The organism is Actinocrinis sp. (assembly GCF_035938995.1).
Lineage (GTDB): Bacteria > Actinomycetota > Actinomycetes > Streptomycetales > Catenulisporaceae > DASZGI01.
The window spans coordinates 1-17995 of record NZ_DASZGI010000051.1; the positions used below are offsets into that span (position 1 = coordinate 1).

Genomic DNA, 17995 nt, shown 5'->3' on the forward strand with positions numbered 1-17995 from the left:
GACCAAACCCGAGATCATGCGCTGCCTCAAGCGCTACCTCGCCCGCGAGGCCTACTACCTGATCAAACACGACACCGAACAACGCTCACTGCCCACCCCCACTTGACACACAGGAGAGCATCCGCCCTCCGCTCCGCGGCCTGGAACGCGCCGGACGCCTCCTCGCTGCGCTGCGGGGGCGACCGGCGCTCGGAAAGGTCCTGTCCCAGCAGAGCGATCCAAGCCACGTTCCCGTTGGATATCCGAGCCGCAGCCACACCGCGCCTGGGAGGTCGTTGCTGTCTGTGACCTTGCCCCGTTGAGCGACCGCCAGCCTGCTCGTCAGCTTCCCGTGGGTCGTCCGACAGTCAAGTGCGCTGCTCTTTGAACCGCCTTGAAAGTGCCGGGATCGCCTCAATTTGATCTCTGCGAAGATTGTTCTGGATGATGCCCGCCGGTCGCCGCGGATTACCGCAGCGGATGAGTCGGCTAGGCGTCGCGATGACATCGACGCGGAAGTCGTATGGCGCTTCGGGGATGTCGTCATCAATGACCTGGAGATCGTGCACGGTCGTAACGATCACCGTGGCGTCGGTGACGAGGCCGGCTTCAATGAGGAGCGCGACCTCGAGGTCTGAGTAGCCTGCACCCTTGCCGAGGCGAGCGCCGGACTGATTGACCGCTACGCAGCCGCAAACGACAACGTCGACGGATTGCATGTCCTCGATGGCGGCCCGCTGTGCGTGATCCGCAGCGGTCCGCGGATCCGCGGCGGCTTCCGACGACAAGTCGAGTGTGTGCGGATCCAGAAGGAAGAACGGCTTCTCGGCAGCCATGCGGGGTACCGCCATATACACACGCTTACCTTCGCTGAGTGCGCGAGCCCGCACCGGCAGCTGCGGCCAGTCCGGGTTCGCCTTAACAGTGCGGGCGTCACGCCATACTTCGGTGCTAGCGAGCAGGTCAGCAGCGCGATCGGCGCCTTGGAAGTTCGGGATACGGCCGCGCACGTCGGGCGGCACGACGCCTTCGTGGTCGAGCAGCGCCCAGACTCGTTCCCTGATGGCCTGTTTCTCGTCGTTGAAAGTCACGGCCGATCTCCTTGTCAAACGGACGCCATCAGGGCAATGAGGCGGTCGTCGATGTCATGAACCCAGGGCTCATTACGCCAACGGCGTAGCTCTCGGCCCGCGCTGAAGACAAGGTTGAGACCTGCCCCACCTCGCGTGCGCTCCACGGCGTCGATGGCTTTGTGCATCGTGGCGGACGCTTCGTCGAGCTTGCGCTGGCGGACCAGGGACAGGGTGAGGTTACTCAGGGCGATAGCCTGCCGCTTCGTTTTTCCGGAGTGTGCGCTCACGGTGTCACGTAGGACGGGTTCCGCGCGGTCAGGTTGTCCGAGGAAGAGGTAGCAGGAGCCAGCCAGTCGATTGAACTCGTCCACGGTGTAGCTGCCAGCCGCGACATCGCACTCATCCACGCGATCTAATTGCGTTTCGGCGTTCAGCAGCGCCGATTCGCAGTCCTTGACGTTGCCTCTCATCGCGTGCCCTTCCGCTGCGTGGAGGAGGCTGAGTCCGGCCAGCGACGGGCTGTGAACGCTGGCCAGGGCGGCGGACTGTTCGGCGAGGTCGACGCCCTTGCCAGCGTTCTTTTCGCCGTACAGGGCGATATAGCTCTTACGTAGAGTGGCATACGCCTCGCCAGCGGGATCTCTTATCTGACGTGCTGCCTGAATCGCCTCGTCGAAATGGGCGTACGGTCCGGCCTGGTCTCGGCGCTGGCTGGCATCCCAGATGACTTGGCCCATGAAGATGGCCGATTCCGACTCCACTCCGAGCAGCACTCGTCTGACGTGGCTATCCCTGGCGTGTTCGCGCAAGTAAGAGACCTGCCCGTGGACTTGCCCCGCCGGTCCGAGGAGCGCGGCAGACGGAACCTCATCGTATGACTTGTCGAGTTGGTGAATGCGCTCACGCAGATGACCCACCGCCACAAGATCGGCTGATGCAGGATGCTCAAGCAGGTAGGTCATGCGCTCGTCCGGTTTACGTCCGACGAACACCACGTCCTCCAGCAGCGTTTGAAGATCGCTCGGAGCGATTTTCAGCGCCTGCGCGAGCTTCGGGCGTACCCACGGTTGAGGATCGGTCTCGGCGGATTCCCAGCGGCCAACCGTCGACCGTTCGACACCCAGAACGTGGGCCAAGCCCTCTTGGCTGAGGCCGACGGCTCGACGGAACTGGGCAAGGCGCACCCGTTTGCTTGGCACGTTCTGCCCCCTTTCGATTGCTGGGATAGACCTTAGGATATCAATCAAATCTCCATCTCCGCAGGCTAGACGGCCTTCTGCCGCATTTCTGCGTCATTTCTGCTGCGGTTTCGCTGTGGTCGGATGCCAGCCGCCGCGGCTTTGATGAAGTCCGTCGGCCCCGCGCCGAGGTGATCAACGGCCACCATCTGACCACTCTCAACGAGCACCGGTATATCCGACATCGCACATGCTCGACCTTGTGTCGACAGTCCGATCGCAACCAAAGGATCCTGGCGTGACAGTTCCCGTCGACCGGCGCCTCCCCAACGCGACGCTTCGGGCCCTCCGTACGGCCCTGCGCATGAGCCAGAGCGAATTCGCCGCAGCGATCCGTCACGCGGGCGATGCGCTCGGCGAGCCGAATACCGCGAACAAGCGGTTGGTCCAGAAATGGGAGTCGGGCGAACACGCGCACTGTCGTCCCCACTACCGCCGAGCCCTCCAGTCCGTGACCAGAATGCCCTTCGACCAGCTCGGGTTCCGTCTCGCCGGAGACGACGCGTCGGCGAGGCCGTCGAAAGCGGTCGGCTCGCCCTTTGAGAATCGTGATCTCGTGCGCGGGGAGAGTCTGGCGTCCGTCGGGGAGCCGTGCGAGCGGCTGCGCTTCGCGCTCGAGCGCCCCGGTCAGGCGGACCTCGAAGAAATCGCGTTGGTTGAGACTGCGACCACACAGCTCTTCGATCTGGAGCACCACCGACCGGCTCGCTTGCTGCTGCCCGCGGCGCGGCGACACTTGGAAGACGTCTCGGCTCTACTGTCCGGCACCCGGCGCGAGACGTTGCGCCGTCGTCTCGCCTTGACCGGTGGGCGGACGGCCGCGCTCATCGGCTGGCTTATGTTCGATCTCGGTGATGCAGATTTCACCTTCCGCTACTGGGATGCCGCGCTTGCTGCGGCGCGCCATGCGGGGGACGGGCCATTGCTGGCGTGCGTGCTGACATACCAGTCCTACGCGGCCGCCGAACGCGGCGACCCGGCCACGGCTTGGCAACTGGCGCACTCTGCAGTCGCGCACGCGGGCCCGGATCCGAGGGCACGCTCTTGGATGGCCGCACGCGCTGCCGAAGAGGCCGCCCGACTCGGAGAGCACCGTGCCGCCCTCGCCGAACTCGACCTGGCGATGCAGTTGGGCAGCACCTTGACCACGCCCGCACCTGATGAACCCTCAATGCCGTGGACCCGGTTCTTCTACCGCGCCATGTTGGGTGCGATAGCCGCGAACGTTCACGGCCGCCTCGGCAACATTCCACAAGCCCGCGATGCGGCTGCCTGGGCTCTTCGCACGCTGACCAGTGAAAGGGTGAAAGCGCGCGCGCTCGTGCTCGCGGAAGTCGCCTGTGCATACGCACGTGCCGGCGAGATCGAGATCGCGGTCGAAAGCGCCCACCAAGCGGCCGACCTGACCGAGCAGCTGGAGATCACCCTCGCTTACCGCCGCCTGCGCACGCTGATCCCGATGTTGTCTCCTTATTCCACTTCGGCGGCTGTTCGAGAGTTGTTCACCAGGCTCAGCTCTGATCTGCCGCAGACGCGTTAGTTGTGCCGGCTCCTGCAACTACCCACGCCTCCAGAAAGCTGATACGCATCATGAATGTCTTTCGAAAGGCCGCGATCCTCCTCCCTGAGGCCGGCCCGGGCAGCGACGCCGCGACTTTGTCCGCGCAATATGTGGCATGCCAGCTCTATGCTGCGAACAATGACCTGAATGTCGTCGGCCGTATTCAGACCGCATCCGATGCCACATCCACCGGCATTCCTCCGCACCACGAATTGGCGGTAATCGGTCGAGACGACTTCGAGGTCGTTCTGGCTGTGAACCCCGACCGCTCGCGTAGCCTGAGTAGCCAGTTCGTTGCCGCCGTCGAGCAACTGCGAGCGGAGGGCTGCGACGTCTTAGTGGTCGACGAATGGAAACAGAACAGGGGTCCGATGCGACTCGTGCCTGCGGAGCGCGGCGAGGTTTCACGATGAATCCCGCGCTTCAAGAACGAACCAGGAAGTTCGACGCCCCGGCCAGTGCGACGAGTGTGCGGCGGCTGCGACACCGGGTCGCCGAGGCTCTCGGGGATTGGGGCATCGTAGATCGAGCCGACGACGTAATCCACTCATGTGCAGAGATCCTCGCCAACGCACTTGCCCACGGTCAGACGGAAGTCCTAACGGTGCATTTGGATGCAAGGGACGGCTGGCTGCGCCTGACGGTGCCCGACAACAATCCTTATCCGCCGTACCCTGCCGACGCCGATCGAGACGACGAGGATGGCCGCGGCGTGATGCTGATGACCGCACTCGCGGACGCTTGGGGATTCAGAGCTGCCGATGACGGCAAATGTGTGTTTGCTGAGTTCGATATCAGTAGCTATGCGTCCAAGTAGGTAGATCGAGATGGTGTGCAGCGCTCATATGCTCCTGCGCCGACGTCAAGGCCAGGGGAGTTGTAGACCGGAGGCGAGGTGGGGCTTTTCGAGCGCCGGGAGGCCCCGCAGCGCAGCGAGGAGGCGTCCGGCGCGTTCCAGGCCGCGGAGCGGAGGGCGGGCGGGCGGGACTCAGCACCGGCGAACGCCGGGCCAGCCGCAGGCGGAAGCGAAGCATCAGCGCGCGCGGACGGCCGAGCGCCAGCGAGGCCAGAGCACGCGCGTCGGTACCCGAGGTGGGCCTCAGCGAGACAGTGCCTCGGCGGCCAGCTCTTGGCACCGCGCGAGGGTGTGCTCGGCGAGGGCGGCGCGGACTTCGGGGATCGCCGCGGGGGCCATCGACAGCGAGGTGACGCCGAGGCCCACCAGGACGGGGGCGAGCTTCGGGTCCGCCGCGGCTTCACCGCACACGCCCACCGGTTTGCCGGTGGCCTTGCCGGCGATGCCGGTCAGCTCGATCAGTTTGAGCACCGCCGGATGCCAGGGGTCCTGGAGCGCGCCGAGAGCACCCAGCATTCGGTCGGCGGCCAGCGTGTACTGGGCCAGGTCGTTCGTGCCCAGGGAGGCGAAATCCACGGCGTCCAGGACCGCGTGCGCGCCGAGGGCCGCGGCGGGTACCTCGATCATCACGCCGACCCGGGTCAGGCCGTGCGCGCGGGCCCGGTCGGCGAACCACTTTGCGTCGCTGGCGTCGGCCACCATGGGCGCCATGACCCACAGCTGCGCCTCGGACTGTTCCGCGGCGGCTGCCAGGGCCCTTAGCTGGGTGTCGAGTAGGTGCTGGTGTTCGCCCCGGAACGCGCGCAGGCCGCGGACGCCCAGCGCCGGGTTCGGCTCGTGACCCAGCGGCAGGAAGGGCAGCGGCTTGTCCGCGCCGGCGTCGAGGGTTCGGGCCACCACGCGCTTGCCGGGGAAGCCGTCCAGCACCGCCTTGTATGCCTCGACCTGGGTCTCGAATGTCGGCGGCGTCGCCGAGCCCAGATACAGGAACTCGGTGCGGAACAGGCCGACGCCTTCCGCGCCCGCCTTCACCGCCTTGTCGACGTCGGACGGGCCGCCGATGTTCGCCAGGAGGGCGATAGGGACCCCGTCGGCGGTGCGGCAGGGGCCAGTCGCTGTTTGGCTGTGGACGGCGCGCTGGGCCCGTTCAGCGAGCTCTGTGAGGGCTTCCTCGGTGGGATTCGGCGTCACCGTCCCGGCTGCTGCGTCGACGAGGACGGGGGTGCCGTCGGCAAGGGTTCGTGCTCCGGCCACCCCGACCACGGCGGGGATGCCGCGGGCGCGGGCCAGGATCGCCGTGTGGCTCGTGGGACCGCCCTCCTCGGTCACCAGGGCCAGGACCTTGTCCAGGTCGAGCAGGGCGGTGTCTGCGGGGGCCAGGTCCCGGGCCACGAGGATGAAGGGGTCTGCGCGGTCCGGAACGCCCGGCATCGGCACCCCGCTCGCGACCGCGATCGCCCGGGCGGCTATGTCGTCGAGGTCGCCGACCCGCTCGGCCAGGTAGCCGCCGGCTCCCGCGAGCGCCGCCCGATATTCGCCGAACGCGTCGAATATCGCGCGCTCGGCGGTCAGCCCGACGCCGGTGAGCGCGTCGATCCGCTCCGCCAGCTCGGGGTCCTGAGCCATCAGCGCCTGCGCCTCCAGCACGTCCGCCGCCTCCGGCTGGCCCAGCTGATCGCGGGCGAGCGCGGCGCGGCGGCGCAGTTCCGCGGCGACCGCCTCAAGGGCGCCGGCGGCGCGTCCGGCCTCCCGCTCCGGTGGTCCGTCCGGCCGCGCACCGTGTTCCGGCTCGGCCGGGCGGTCGGCCATGCAGGCCACCCGGCCCGCCACGGCGCGTCCGCCGACCCCCAGGCCGTGCAGGACGCCCGGGTCGGGCCGCGGGTCGGCCGGCGCCATCCTCAGCCCTCGAGGTCCGCGCTCAGCAACGCCTCGAGCTCGTCGAGGGTCGCGTCGGCCCCAGTCCCGTCCGCGGCGATCGTCACCGCGTCCCCGCAGCGCACGTCGAGGCCGAGCACGGCCAGGATGGAGCGGGCGCTGACCGGGTCCTTGCCCTCCTTCGCGATGGTCACCGAGACCGGCGCGGCGCTGGCGGCCTTGACGAAGACCGCCGCCGGGCGGGCGTGCAGGCCCACCCGCGACGCCACGGTGACAGTTCGCTCTGGCATTGTTCGGCTCCTCACTCGAGCTGCGTACACGTCATCTCCAGGCGGACGAGCCGATGGTACGCGTCGCGGGCCAAGCGCAGTCGAGCCCGCTTGGAACAGGCCGGATAACGGTCGGTGCACGTTCACACCGCCGTACTCGGGCCGGTCCACCGGAACAGCGGCCGGCACGGCTCGATCGGGCCGAGCGCGACTTCCGACACCGCGTCGGCCAAGGCGTCGAGCGCGATCACCGGGCAGACCGGGGACATGCCGCCGGCCTCGACCCGCACCGGATCCCAGCGGATCACCGGCGTCCCCGGCTCGACCGGTTGCCCCTCGACGGCGAGCAGCTCGAACCCGTCGCCGTCGAGGTTGACCGTGTCGATGCCAAGGTGCACCAGCACGCCGCGGCCGTACCCGTCCGCCACCACGAAGGCGTGCGGCTTGAGCTTCACCAGCGTCCCGGCGATCGGCGAGACGGCGGCCTGCGGCTCCCGCCGCGGGTCGACGGCCGCGCCCGGCCCGACCATCGCCTCGGCGAAGACCGGGTCGGGCACGGCGCCGAGGGCGATCGCCATCCCGGGAACAGGGGCGCACACGACCAGCGTGGCGGCGGTGGTGTCCATCGTCGGGGGTGGGGTCGGATTCGACTTATGGTCCTCGGTCCTCGTCGGCGGGCCGTTAGAGCAGGTCCTCGATGTCCATGCAGATCGTGTCGGCCTCCGGTCCGACCACTACCTGGACGACCGTGCCCGCCTTCATGACGCCGTGCGCGCCGGCAGCCTTGAGGGCCGCGTCGCTCACCTTCGAACCGTCGCGCACAACCGTGCGCAAACGGGTGATACAGGGCTCGATCTCGACGATGTTGTCCGCTCCGCCGAGCCCGGCGATGATCGCCTCTGCCTTGTCCATCAACGCTCCCACAGCCTCTTGTCGACATCCTGTCGAATTGGACGGGTCCGGGTTCTTGACAGCGGTTGACCGTCGGTGGTCTAGTCCGGTCCAGACACTAGCGTGACCGGATTCACAGCGATAGCGGGAACCTAGCGCGACGCACAACCGCAAGGAACGCAGCCAAGTATCACGCCTTCTCGAATCTCAGGACGAAGCCTCAGATGGAGATCAGTGCCCGCGGGCCGGTGCCCAAGCACCAGCAGCTGCGCGAGATCCTGCTCGATCTGATCGACACCGAGCTGGAACCCGACACCCCGATCCCGTCCGAACGGGACCTCGGGGAGCGCTATGCGCTGTCCCGGATGACCGTGCGCCAGGCGATCAACCAGCTGGTGGCGGACGGCCGGCTCTACCGGGTGCGCGGCCGCGGAACCTTCGTGGCCCAGCCGAAGATGGACCTGCAGGTGCGGCTGGCCTCGTTCACCGAGGACATGACCCGCCGGGGCATGGTGCCGGCCTCGCGCACGCTCGCCTTCGAGCGGATCGAGGCCACACCGACGCTCGCCCGGCAGCTCGAGCTGGGCACCGGCGAGCCGGTCATCCGGCTCTCCCGGCTGCGCTACGCGGATTCCATCCCGATGGCGGTGGAACGTACCCACCTGCCGGAGAAACGGGTGCCCGGCCTGCTCAGCCACGGCACCCCGCACTCGCTCTACCAGCACCTGGCCGACGAGTACGGCCTGAAGCTCACCTGGGGGGAGCAGGTCATCGAGGCCAGCAACCCCGACCCCGAGGACGCCGCGCTGCTGGAGATTCCGGTGAGCGGCGTCGTGTTGCTCATGTCCCGGCGCAGCTACGCGGGCGACGTGCTCATCGAGTACGCCGCCTCCTCGTACCGCGCAGACCGGTACCAGCTGTGGGTACCGCTCGAACGGCCCGCACAGCCGATCACCAATCCCCGCGTGGCGCGGACAGCAGGCGACGCCGACGCGACACGCTGAACCCTTCCCGGAGGACCCTCGATGACTTCGGCCACAGCCGACGGATTGCCGCCAGCGGCACCGACGAGCAATCCGATACTCGCCACGCTCCAACGCATCGGCCGCTCCCTCATGCTGCCGATCGCCGTGATGCCCGCCGCCGGCCTGCTCATCCGGCTCGGCTCTGACGACGTCCTCGGCGAGCGCACGCCCGGCGACACGACGCAGCACGGCCTCTACCTCGCCACCGCGACCGGCGCGCACTGGCTCATCTACGTCGAGCAGGTGTTCGCCGCGGCGGGCAACGGCATCTTCAACTTCCTGCCGCTGCTGTTCGCGATCGGCGTCGCGGTGGGCTTCGCGCGGCGCGCGGACGGCTCGACGGCCCTGGCCGCCGCGGTCGGCTACCTGGTCTACAACGAGGTCACCGCGGCCATCTTCCAGATGCCGGTGAACGCCGGGCACGAGTGGATCACCAACTGGTACGGCACCGACAAGACCACCGGCAAGGTCAACTTCACGGACACCATCGCGAAGAACCCGACCTACGTGCTCGGCGGTATCCTCGTCGGCATCCTCGCGGCGATCCTGTACCAGCGCTACTACCGGATCAAGCTGCCTCCGTACCTGGCGTTCTTCGGCGGCCGCCGGTTCGTTCCCATCGCCACCGCCTTCGCCTCGGTGATCCTCGGCGTCGTGGTCGGCTTGATCTGGCAGTGGCCGGCCGCTTTCATCAACTGGCTGGGTAAGGAAGCCGCGAGCAACGGTACGGCGGGCGCGGGCATCTTCGGGTTGATCAACCGGTTGCTGCTGCCGTTCGGTCTCCACCACATCCCGAACAACATCGTGTGGACCTCGGCGGTCGGCGGCACCTGCCAGCAGAAGGGTGTCCAGTACGCGGGCGACCTGGTCTGCTTCTTCCACGGCAGCAAGAGCTCCGGGATGTTCATGACCGGCTTCTTCCCGATCATGATGTTCGCGCTGCCCGCCGCGGCCTTCGCGATGACCCGCGCCGCGCGGCCGGACCGGCGCAAGCTGGTCGGCGGCATCATGCTCTCGGCGGCCCTGTGCTCCTTCCTGACCGGCGTCACCGAGCCGATCGAGTTCGCGTTCCTGTTCGCGGCGCCCGCGCTGTTCGGCATCCACGCGGTGCTCACCGGAGCGTCGCTGGCGCTGTGCCAGGCGCTGGGGATCCACGACGGCTTCTCGTTCTCGGCCGGACTGTTCGACTACCTGTTCAACTTCGACATCGCCACGAAGCCGCTGTGGCTGATCCCGATCGGCATCGGCTTCGCGATCGTCTATTACTTCCTGTTTACATTTGCAATTAAGACATTTAACATCCAGACCCCCGGCCGCGAGGCTGACGCCGATGCGGAGGCCGAGGCTCCCGTCTTAGGCGCGCCCGTGGCCGGCTGAATGAGGGAGCCCTTGGGCCGACAAAGCCGGCTGGCCGCACTCCATCCGGCGGCTCAGGGGTGAACCCCGACCGCCCGCGCTCGAGCCAGTGTGGAGGCTTGGGCGCGGGCGGCGGTCGTATCGGGCCCACGACGACTAAAACAAGGCGACCAGTCGTCGTGTGGTCCGCGGCCAGTCAGAACGACTGGTCGTCCTACGGCCGACAGCAGGAAACGAGCCCTGGTTCCCGCAACTTCGGCGGGAACCAGGGCTCGATCGTTTCCATGACCGGTCGACTACGGCACGCTGACGCCCTGCAGGACGACCGGGCCGAGCGTCGGGTCGAGCTCAGTGGACTGCGACACATTGGCCGGGGTGATGGTGTCCATCACCTTCGGCACGGAGTTCGCGGGGAACGAGCAGATCTTCGCGGTGTTGCCCGCTGCGCAGACCCCGAAGGTGAAGGCGCCCGGGTTGGTCATGAACGCGCGCGCCTGGTCTGGGCTGAAGCCGTCCTGGCCGGTCAGCGCGACCGTGAACACCCAGCCCGAGGCCGGGGTGCCGAACGCGGATTGCGGCAGGGCGATGGTGATCGTGTTGGAGAGGGTCGAGGCGACCACGGTCGCGGTGCCGACCTGGTTGCCGTTCGCATCCACCCACACCGGCGCGGCAAAGCCCTGGGCCTCCAGACGCTCGCTCCAGGCGTCGGCCGGGGCGATCGAGTAGTTGCGCGAGGCGAAGGGCGGCGCCGTGGACGTGCTCGCGGCGGCGGGGTCGTGGACGAACACGTCGAGCAGCTGCGCGCCCATCACGTTGCCGAAGGTCGGCGTGAGCTTCGCCAGGGTGGTGCGCAGGTACACGGTTCCGCTCGCCGTGATCACCTGGAAGCGGGTCAGGTCGAACGAGCCCGGCGCGAAGTCGGACGAGGTCGGGTACTGATACGTGCCCGGCCCGTTGTCGTCGCCGGTCGGGTCGGTGACGTCGAGCACGGTGGTGCCGCCGACCACGTCGCCGACGACGGCGGTCTGCGCGTAACCGGTCGCGCCCGCCGCGGTGGTCGCCGCGGCCGTGATCACGTTGGTGCCGAAGCCGATCGCGACCGTCGTGGAGAACGCCCCGGTCGAGTCGGCGGTCGTGGTCGCGGTGGCCGCCGGAGTCCCGAGGTCCGTGTCGTCGGCGGCGATCGCCACCGATGCGCCCGGAGCGGTCGTTCCGCTGACGGTCACCGAGGACCCCTCGATCGTCGAACCCGACGTCGGGGAGGTCAGGGTGACCGTGGTGGCCGCGGGGGCGCCGTTGGTCACGTAGCGGGCGGTGGTGAGCGCGGGCCGGTCGACTGTGCTGTTCGATCCGAGGTCGACGATCAGACGCAGCTCCTGCGCCTGCGCCCAACTGAGCGGCGAGGCCGAACCGGCGGGCTGGCCGTTGGCGAAGCCGATCGACGCCGTGGTCGGATCGCTGCCGTAGGGCGACGGGGCAAGGTTCGGGTCTTCCCAGACCTGCTCAGGAACCAGACCGACGCCCGCCGCGGACTTGATCATGAAGTCGAGCAGCGAGGACGCGGTGGACTGGTTGCCTTCGGCGAGTGCTGATTCGGCCCGCTCGCCGGACAGCACCGGCCACAGGTGCCCGGTGCCCGTGTCCGTGGTCGGCCAGGGTTCGCCGTCGACGGTGCACGAGGTCTGACTGTCGACTGTCGAGCAGTCGCCGTATCCGTCGGCGCTGCCGGAGCTGGCGGCGTTGCCATAGCGGTAGTAGCCGGTGCCGGTGGACGTGGTGACGGAGATCTGCTTGTCCAGGACCGACAGCGAGTTGGTGAAGGTCGGGTCGGACGGCGAGAGCTCGCCGAGGCGGACAAGTTCCTGGAAGCCGCCGTCGATCACCGAGCGCTGATCCACCGTCGGGCCGCCGTTGCCCAATCCGTACTTGATGGCGGCGTTCGGGTCGCCGGACTTCGACAGCCGGATGAAGTAGGGCGCGGAGCTGTCCGGCCCGGCGCTGGTGACCGTCCAGTTCTCGATGTTGCGCTGGAAGTCGTCAGCGGTGGCCTGGTAGACGGCGGCGTCCGCGGAGTCGCCCTGCTGCTTGGCGATCGCGGCGGCCGCGGTCAGGCCGGCGATCTCGGCGGCGATCGTCGAGACCGAATACCCGGACTGCTCCTCCCACCGCTCCACGCCGAAGGACGGGCCGTGCGAGACCAGGAAATCCGCGGCCGGCTTGATGTGCGCCGACCACAGGGATGCATCGCTACCGAGGCCGGTCAGGTAGGCCATGAGGACCGGGTACGCGGTCTCGTCGAGCTGGTCGCCGCCGGTGTCGGGTGCGGCCAGGCCGTTGACCAGCGAGTTGCGCGGGATCTCGCCGTTCGCGCGCTGCTGCTTGGTCAGCAGGAAGAGAGTCGCGTCGCGGGCGGTGGCCGTGTCGCCGTCGGCGAGCAGGCCGGTGAAGACCTCGTACAGGTCGCGGGCGAACACTTCGCGGTATGAGCCGAAGTAGACCGCCTTGCCGTTCACCAGCGCGCCGGCGTTCACCGCCTGACCCCAGGGTGAGGAGAGCGAGGCGACGATCGCGCCGGGGTACGTCTTGTCCTCGCTGGCCTTCAGCACGTTGGCGTCGAGGTAGTACGTCGACGCGACCGTGGCCGGATCGATGCCGCTGACCGAGGCCGGGGGCCGGTTCAGGGTCCGGTCGTAGCCGCGCCAGGTCTCGTCGTAGGCGTGCTCGACCGCGTTGAAGTCGGTGCTGAGCGAGGCCGAGGCGGTGGCGAGCGCCTGAGCCTGGGTGCGGCCGAAGCCGAGCGAGAGGGTGAACTCGCGGCCGTGGCTCGGAGTCACGTCCTCCGTTGCGACGATGTGTCCGTTCGGCGCCGACGTGGTCTGCGTGAGCGCGTGCGATGCGTCGAGCTGGGTGAGGCCGTCGCTCGCCGTTCCCGCGTAGCCCACGGAGGCGAGCCCGGCCGAGCCCGTGGTCATCGCCATGTAGGTCGGCACCGCGTAGTCGCGGTTCGCCGCCTCGCTCACGGTCGAGGTGTCGTAGATGACCGGGGTGCCGGTCGCGGCGTCCACGACTCCGGTGTCGGCGCCCGCGTTGTCCGTCCCGCCGCCCCCGTTGCCGTTGACGTGCGCGTCGAGGCGGGCGTAGATGCGCAGGTCGCGGATGTCGGTGTGGGTGCCCGGCGTCGGCGTCAGCCGCGTGTTCATCAGGACCGTGTCGCGCGCCGGGTCGGTCGCGTAGGTGGTGGTCAGCTGGAAGCCGTGCTTGGCGTCGGTCGAGGTGACCGTGCACACCATGCCGGTGTCGTCGGCCTTGACCGTGTACGTCATGTCGCGGGTCTGCAGGTCGGTGAAGGTCGAGCCGTCGGTGACCGCGTATTGCAGCGTGCCGACGTTCGTGTTGTCCACCGTCGGCTCGTACACGTCCGACAGCACGCCGTCGGCGACCGTGTACCAGACCTTCGAGACGGAGTTGCGCGCGGTGCCGAGGCAGTCCTTGCGGGCCAGGTCGAAGAAGGAGGGAGCACCGGGGCCTCCGGACGCTGTGCTTCCGGTCCCGGCGTTCGCGGTCGCGGATGTGGCCGCGACGGCCGGGGATCCGGTGGCGAGCAGGGCGAAGGCGGCGGCGGACGCGAGCGCGGCCGACCGCCGGGTGGGTCGTGTCATTCGTGACCTCATCGGGGACAGGCGTTCCGCGCCGCCGTCGACGGCGCGGTGGGCGCCCGGAGCCGGCGCGGCACGGATCCCTGGCGGGATCCGTGCCGCCATCCGCCCGCCGCGAGCGACACGGCCGGTCACGGCTCCGCACTGCCGTGGTCCCGGCCCGCCTGTCATGCCGTCGCCGGGCGGACGGATCTGACACCGGGCGCGTGAGCACACTGGCGCCGCAAACGCCTTTTGTCAATAAACCGCCATCGCGCAGCATTATCAGGGTTCTTTGAAGCCGGCCAGGGCGGCGAAAGATCGCGGCGGGGATCGCCCTGCTCCGTTTGGACACCGCCCCGCCGCGATCTACAGCCGCCATAAGCCCTGGTCGGCTTCGAAGCGCGACCATCAGGCCACGAAGACGCCCTCGCCCGCCGCGTAGTCGTAGGTGTAGATCTCCCGGCCGTCCATGAACGCCCGCTCCACCCGCTGCATCACGTCCAGCGGGTCGCCCGACCAGATGCACAGGTCGGCGTCCTTGCCGACGGCGAGCGAGCCGAGCCGGCCGTCGACGCCGATAATGCGCGCCGGGTTGATGGTCAGGGCGCGCAGCGCGGCGTCCCGGTCCAGGCCCTCCTTCACCGCCAGCGTCGCCTGGTGCACCAGGAAGTTGATCGGCACCACCGGGTGGTCCGTGGTGATCGCGATGGTCACCCCGGCGCGGTCGAGCCGGCCCGGGTTGGCGAGCGAGCGGTTGCGCAGCTCGACCTTCGAGCGGCTGGTGAACAGCGGGCCGATGATCACCGGGATGGCGCGGGCGGCCAGCTTGTCCGCGACCAGGTGCGCCTCGGTGCCGTGGTCGATCACCAACTCGTAGCCGAACTCCTCGGCGATCCGCATCGCGGTGGCGATGTCGTCGGCGCGGTGGCAGTGCTGGCGCCACGGGATCTCGCGGCGCAACACCCGGCTGAGCGCCTCGAGCTTGAGGTCGCGATCGACCACGGTCCGTTCGGAAGAATCCTTCAAAGCCGATGCGGCCAGCTTGGCCTGGTAGTTCTGGGCGGCCACGAACGCGCCGCGGATCACCGCGGCGGTGCCGAGCCGGGTCGACGGGGTCTCGTTCCGCTCGCCGTAAACCCGCTTGGGGTTCTCGCCCAGCGCGGACTTCAGGCCGGCCGGCTCGCGCAGCACCATCTCGTCCACGGTGCGGCCCCAGCATTTGATCGCGGCCGTCTGCCCGCCGATCGGGTTGGCCGAGCCCGGGTTGACGTTGACCGCCAGCACGCCGCCGGTGATCGCGTCGCGCAGGCCCAGGTCGGCCGGGTTGATCGCGTCGAGCGCGCGGACCTGGGCGGTGACCGGATCGGTCCGCTCGTTGGTATCCTGGCCCGCCCAGCCCTCGGCCTCCTCGGACACACCGACGTGGGCGTGCGCGTCGATGAACCCGGGTAGCACCCATCTGCCCGTGGCGTCGACCACGGCGACGTCGGCAGGCACGGTGAAACCGGGCCCCTCGACCGCGGCGATCTTACCGTCCCGGAGCAGGACGATCCCGCCCTCGATCGGCTCACCCTCGACCGGGACGACCCGGCCCCCGACGATCGCTGTGCCGGTACCCGTCTCCGTCACCCGCCCTCGCTGATGGCTCGGATCTCTTGCGGGCTCAGCTCCAGGGACGCGGCGCCGATGTTGTCCTCGGCGTGCGCGGGCGAGCCGGTGCCCGGGATGGGCAGGATCGCCGGCGAGATGGCCAGCAGCCAGGCCAGCACGACCTGGTGCTCGGTCGCGCCGTGCCGCTCGGCGGCCACGGCCACCGCCACTCTCTTTTCCGTCTCCTGGATCGGCGCCCAGGGCAGGAAGACCAGCTGGTCCTGCTCACACAGGTCGATCAGCGACTGCGACCGGCGGTCGGCCACGTTAAACCGGTTCTGCACCGACACGATCGGGACGATCTTCTGCGCCTCGCGGAGCTGCCCCTCGGACACGTTGGAGATGCCGATGTGACGGATCTTGCCCTCGTTCTTCAGCTCGGCGATCGCGCCCAGCGAATCGGCCAGCGGCACGGCCGGGTCGGGCCGGTGGAGCTGGTAGAGCGGGATCTGCTCGAGCCGCAGCCGCCGCAGGCTGCCCTCGCACGCCCGCCGCAGGTGATCCGGGTGCCCGTCGGTGTCCCAGCGGTTCGGGCCGGGCCGGGTCAGGCCGCCCTTGGTCGCGATGACCAGGTCGTCCGGGTACGGGTGCAGCGCCTCGGCGATGAGCTCCTCGCTGACCGAAGGCCCGTAAGAGTCGGCGGTGTCGATGAAGTTGACGCCCAGCTCGACCACCCGGCGCAGCGTCGCGATGGCCTGGTCCCGGCTGGGCGGCTCGCCCCAGATGCCGGGGCCGGTGATCCGCATCGCACCGAACCCCAGGCGGTTGACGGTCAGGTCGCCGCCGACGTCGATGGTCCCCGCCGCCGCGGCGGTTGGCTGCGCGCTCACTGCGTACCTCCTCATCCTCGGTATGATCACGCTCAACACCAGCCTCTCATGCTCAGGCGCTGATCTTCGCCCGGGCCAGGGCCAGCTTGACCGCCTTGGACAGCGTTTCGATGTCATAGGAACCGTAGTGACGCATGCCGTTGACGAAGAACGTGGGGGTTCCCGATACGCCGGAAAGGTCGGCCGAATCGGTGTCCTCGGCCACCCGCGCCGCGCCCACGTGCTTGCGCAGGTCCGCGGTGAACCGCTCGGTGTTCAGGCCAAGTGAGCCGGCGTACCCGATCAGGTCGCGCGTGGTGAGCGCCCCCTGGTGCTCCAGCAGCAGGTCGTGCAGGCCCCAGAACTCGCCCTGCTTAGCCGCGGCTTCCGCGGCCTCGGCGGCGAGTTGGGCGTGCGGGTGGACGTCGGTCAGCGGCAGATGCCGCCACACGTACCGCACGTCGCCGAAGTCGGTGAGCAGTTCCCGCACCGCGGGCTCGGCCAGGCCGCAGTACGGGCACTCGAAGTCCCCGTACTCGACGACGGTGACCGGCGCCTTCTCCGGCCCCCGGATGTGGTCCCGCGCGTCGTCGACCGGAACGACCAGGTCGGTAATGACGTCGGCCGTGCCCAGCAGCGCCCGCAGCCGCGGCCGGGCTGGCAGCCGGTTCACGGCCCGGAAGATGACCCAGGTCAGGCCCGTTGCGCACACCGCCGCCGACAGGATCCCGAGCTTCGCCTCCGCCAGATCCACCCCGGTCAGCGCCAGCGACGCGATCAGCAGCGAGACGGTGAACCCGATCCCGGCCACCGCGCCGGCCCCGACGACCGCGCCCCAGCCGACCGACGGCCGCAGCCGCCCGTGGCTGAGCCGGGTGACTAGCCACGCGGCCCCGGCCGTCCCGACCGGCTTGCCGACCAGGTAGCCGATCAAGATGCCGAGCGTGATCGGTGAGGTATAGGCCCGGGCCAGGAACGAGGCGCTGAGCACGATCCCGGCGTTGGCCAGCGCGAACACCGGCACGATGACGTAGCTCGACCACGGGTGGAACAGCTGCGCCAGCCGTTCGTTCGGCGAGATCGCGGTGCGCACCACGTCGCGCGCCGACTGGGCCAGCTCCGCCGTGGGCTGCTCGCGGAAGCTCCGGAACGCCTCGGAGGCCTGCTCCAGCGAGGCCCGGCTGGCCGGGTAGGCGTACGACAGCAGGCCCATGACCAGGCCCACCACCACCGGATCCACGCCCGACTTGAAGAACGCCACCCAGGCCGCGATCCCGAGCAGCAGGTACGCGGGCCCGTACCGCACGCCCCGGGCCCTGATCAGCAGGACCAGGGCCAGGAACCCGATCCCGGTCAGCAGCGGGACCGTCCGGATCTGCCCGCTGTACGCGATGGCGATGATCGCGATCCCGGCCAGGTCGTCGACCACCGAGAAGGTGAGCAGGTAGGTCCGGACGCGGTCCGGCAGCCGTCGGCCGACCAGGGCCAGCGCGCCGAGCGCGAACGCGGTATCGGTCGCCATCGACGTGCCCCACGCGTGCGCCGACGGGCGCCCGGCGTTCGCGATCAGGTAGATGCCGATCGGCACGATCATGCCGGACAGCCCGACCACGACCGGCAGCGTGAGCCTGCTCCGTATCCGCAGCTCGCCCTGGTCCCACTCGCGTCGCGCCTCTAGCCCCACGACCAGGAAGAACAACGCCATCAGCCCGGAGTTCACGAACTCGTGCAGGCTCAGCGTCAGGCTCCAGCCGCCGACGGATACCGCCAGCCTG

Annotated in this window: 15 protein-coding genes; 5 read left to right on the forward strand and 10 right to left on the reverse strand. The window is 69.0% G+C overall.

The features are described from left to right. Positions 1-347: 347 nt before the first annotated feature. Entirely contained in the window at positions 348-1070 is a 723-nt protein-coding gene (locus VGZ32_RS03390; protein ID WP_326884306.1) for a 5-formyltetrahydrofolate cyclo-ligase, read from the reverse strand. Between the two features lie 14 nt (positions 1071-1084). Next, entirely contained in the window at positions 1085-2251 is a 1167-nt protein-coding gene (locus VGZ32_RS03395; protein ID WP_326884307.1) for a helix-turn-helix transcriptional regulator, read from the reverse strand. Positions 2252-2594: 343 nt separating this feature from the next. Between VGZ32_RS03395 and VGZ32_RS03400 the strand changes: the two genes are divergently transcribed. The 3 genes from VGZ32_RS03400 to VGZ32_RS03410 are packed head-to-tail and all read left to right on the forward strand — an operon-like array spanning position 2595 to position 4668. Beyond that, positions 2595-3830: a hypothetical protein gene (locus VGZ32_RS03400; protein WP_326884308.1), complete on the forward strand. Its 1236-nt coding sequence runs from the start codon at positions 2595-2597 to the stop codon at positions 3828-3830. A gap of 50 nt (positions 3831-3880) precedes the next feature. Then, the gene (locus VGZ32_RS03405) at positions 3881-4264 is read left to right on the forward strand and encodes a hypothetical protein (protein ID WP_326884309.1); all 384 of its coding nucleotides are present in this window, start codon (positions 3881-3883) and stop codon (positions 4262-4264) included. Next, positions 4261-4668 (forward strand): ATP-binding protein, encoded by a 408-nt coding sequence (locus VGZ32_RS03410; RefSeq protein ID WP_326884310.1) that lies wholly within the window; start codon positions 4261-4263, stop codon positions 4666-4668. Before VGZ32_RS03405 ends, VGZ32_RS03410 begins: the two co-directional genes overlap by 4 nt. 282 nt (positions 4669-4950) lie before the next feature. On the opposite strand, the gene ptsP is transcribed toward VGZ32_RS03410, so the two are convergent. The 4 genes from ptsP to VGZ32_RS03430 all read right to left on the reverse strand — a co-directional run bounded on the left by ptsP (position 4951) and on the right by VGZ32_RS03430 (position 7766). Continuing rightward, positions 4951-6603 carry a phosphoenolpyruvate--protein phosphotransferase gene (gene ptsP, locus VGZ32_RS03415; protein WP_326884311.1) on the reverse strand — a complete coding sequence of 551 codons (1653 nt, stop codon included), beginning with the start codon at positions 6601-6603 and terminating at the stop codon, positions 4951-4953. A gap of 2 nt (positions 6604-6605) precedes the next feature. Beyond that, the gene (locus VGZ32_RS03420) at positions 6606-6872 is read right to left on the reverse strand and encodes an HPr family phosphocarrier protein (protein ID WP_326884312.1); all 267 of its coding nucleotides are present in this window, start codon (positions 6870-6872) and stop codon (positions 6606-6608) included. A 122-nt stretch (positions 6873-6994) separates the two neighbouring features. Beyond that, positions 6995-7477, reverse strand: coding sequence for a PTS glucose transporter subunit IIA (locus VGZ32_RS03425; protein ID WP_326884313.1), 483 nt, complete (start codon positions 7475-7477; stop codon positions 6995-6997). Positions 7478-7532: 55 nt separating this feature from the next. Further along, entirely contained in the window at positions 7533-7766 is a 234-nt protein-coding gene (locus VGZ32_RS03430) for a PTS glucose/sucrose transporter subunit IIB (protein WP_326884320.1), read from the reverse strand. 200 nt (positions 7767-7966) lie between these two features. Between VGZ32_RS03430 and VGZ32_RS03435 the strand changes: the two genes are divergently transcribed. Then, positions 7967-8746 (forward strand): GntR family transcriptional regulator, encoded by a 780-nt coding sequence (locus VGZ32_RS03435; protein WP_326884314.1) that lies wholly within the window; start codon positions 7967-7969, stop codon positions 8744-8746. Positions 8747-8767: 21 nt separating this feature from the next. Next, a complete protein-coding gene (locus tag VGZ32_RS03440) occupies positions 8768-10144 on the forward strand; it encodes a PTS transporter subunit EIIC (protein WP_326884315.1) in 1377 nt (458 codons plus the stop codon). Positions 10145-10419: 275 nt separating this feature from the next. Here VGZ32_RS03440 and VGZ32_RS03445 read toward each other — a convergent pair whose 3' ends face one another. The 4 genes from VGZ32_RS03445 to VGZ32_RS03460 all read right to left on the reverse strand — a co-directional run. Continuing rightward, entirely contained in the window at positions 10420-13782 is a 3363-nt protein-coding gene (locus tag VGZ32_RS03445) for a glucodextranase DOMON-like domain-containing protein (protein WP_326884316.1), read from the reverse strand. Between the two features lie 387 nt (positions 13783-14169). Next, positions 14170-15390 carry an amidohydrolase gene (locus VGZ32_RS03450; protein WP_326884317.1) on the reverse strand — a complete coding sequence of 407 codons (1221 nt, stop codon included), beginning with the start codon at positions 15388-15390 and terminating at the stop codon, positions 14170-14172. Next, positions 15387-16241: an aldo/keto reductase gene (locus VGZ32_RS03455; RefSeq protein ID WP_326884318.1), complete on the reverse strand. Its 855-nt coding sequence runs from the start codon at positions 16239-16241 to the stop codon at positions 15387-15389. Before VGZ32_RS03455 ends, VGZ32_RS03450 begins: the two co-directional genes overlap by 4 nt. Positions 16242-16293: 52 nt before the next feature. Continuing rightward, a partial coding sequence (locus tag VGZ32_RS03460) for a Na+/H+ antiporter NhaA (RefSeq protein ID WP_326884319.1) occupies positions 16294-17995 on the reverse strand: 1702 nt, incomplete at its 5' end.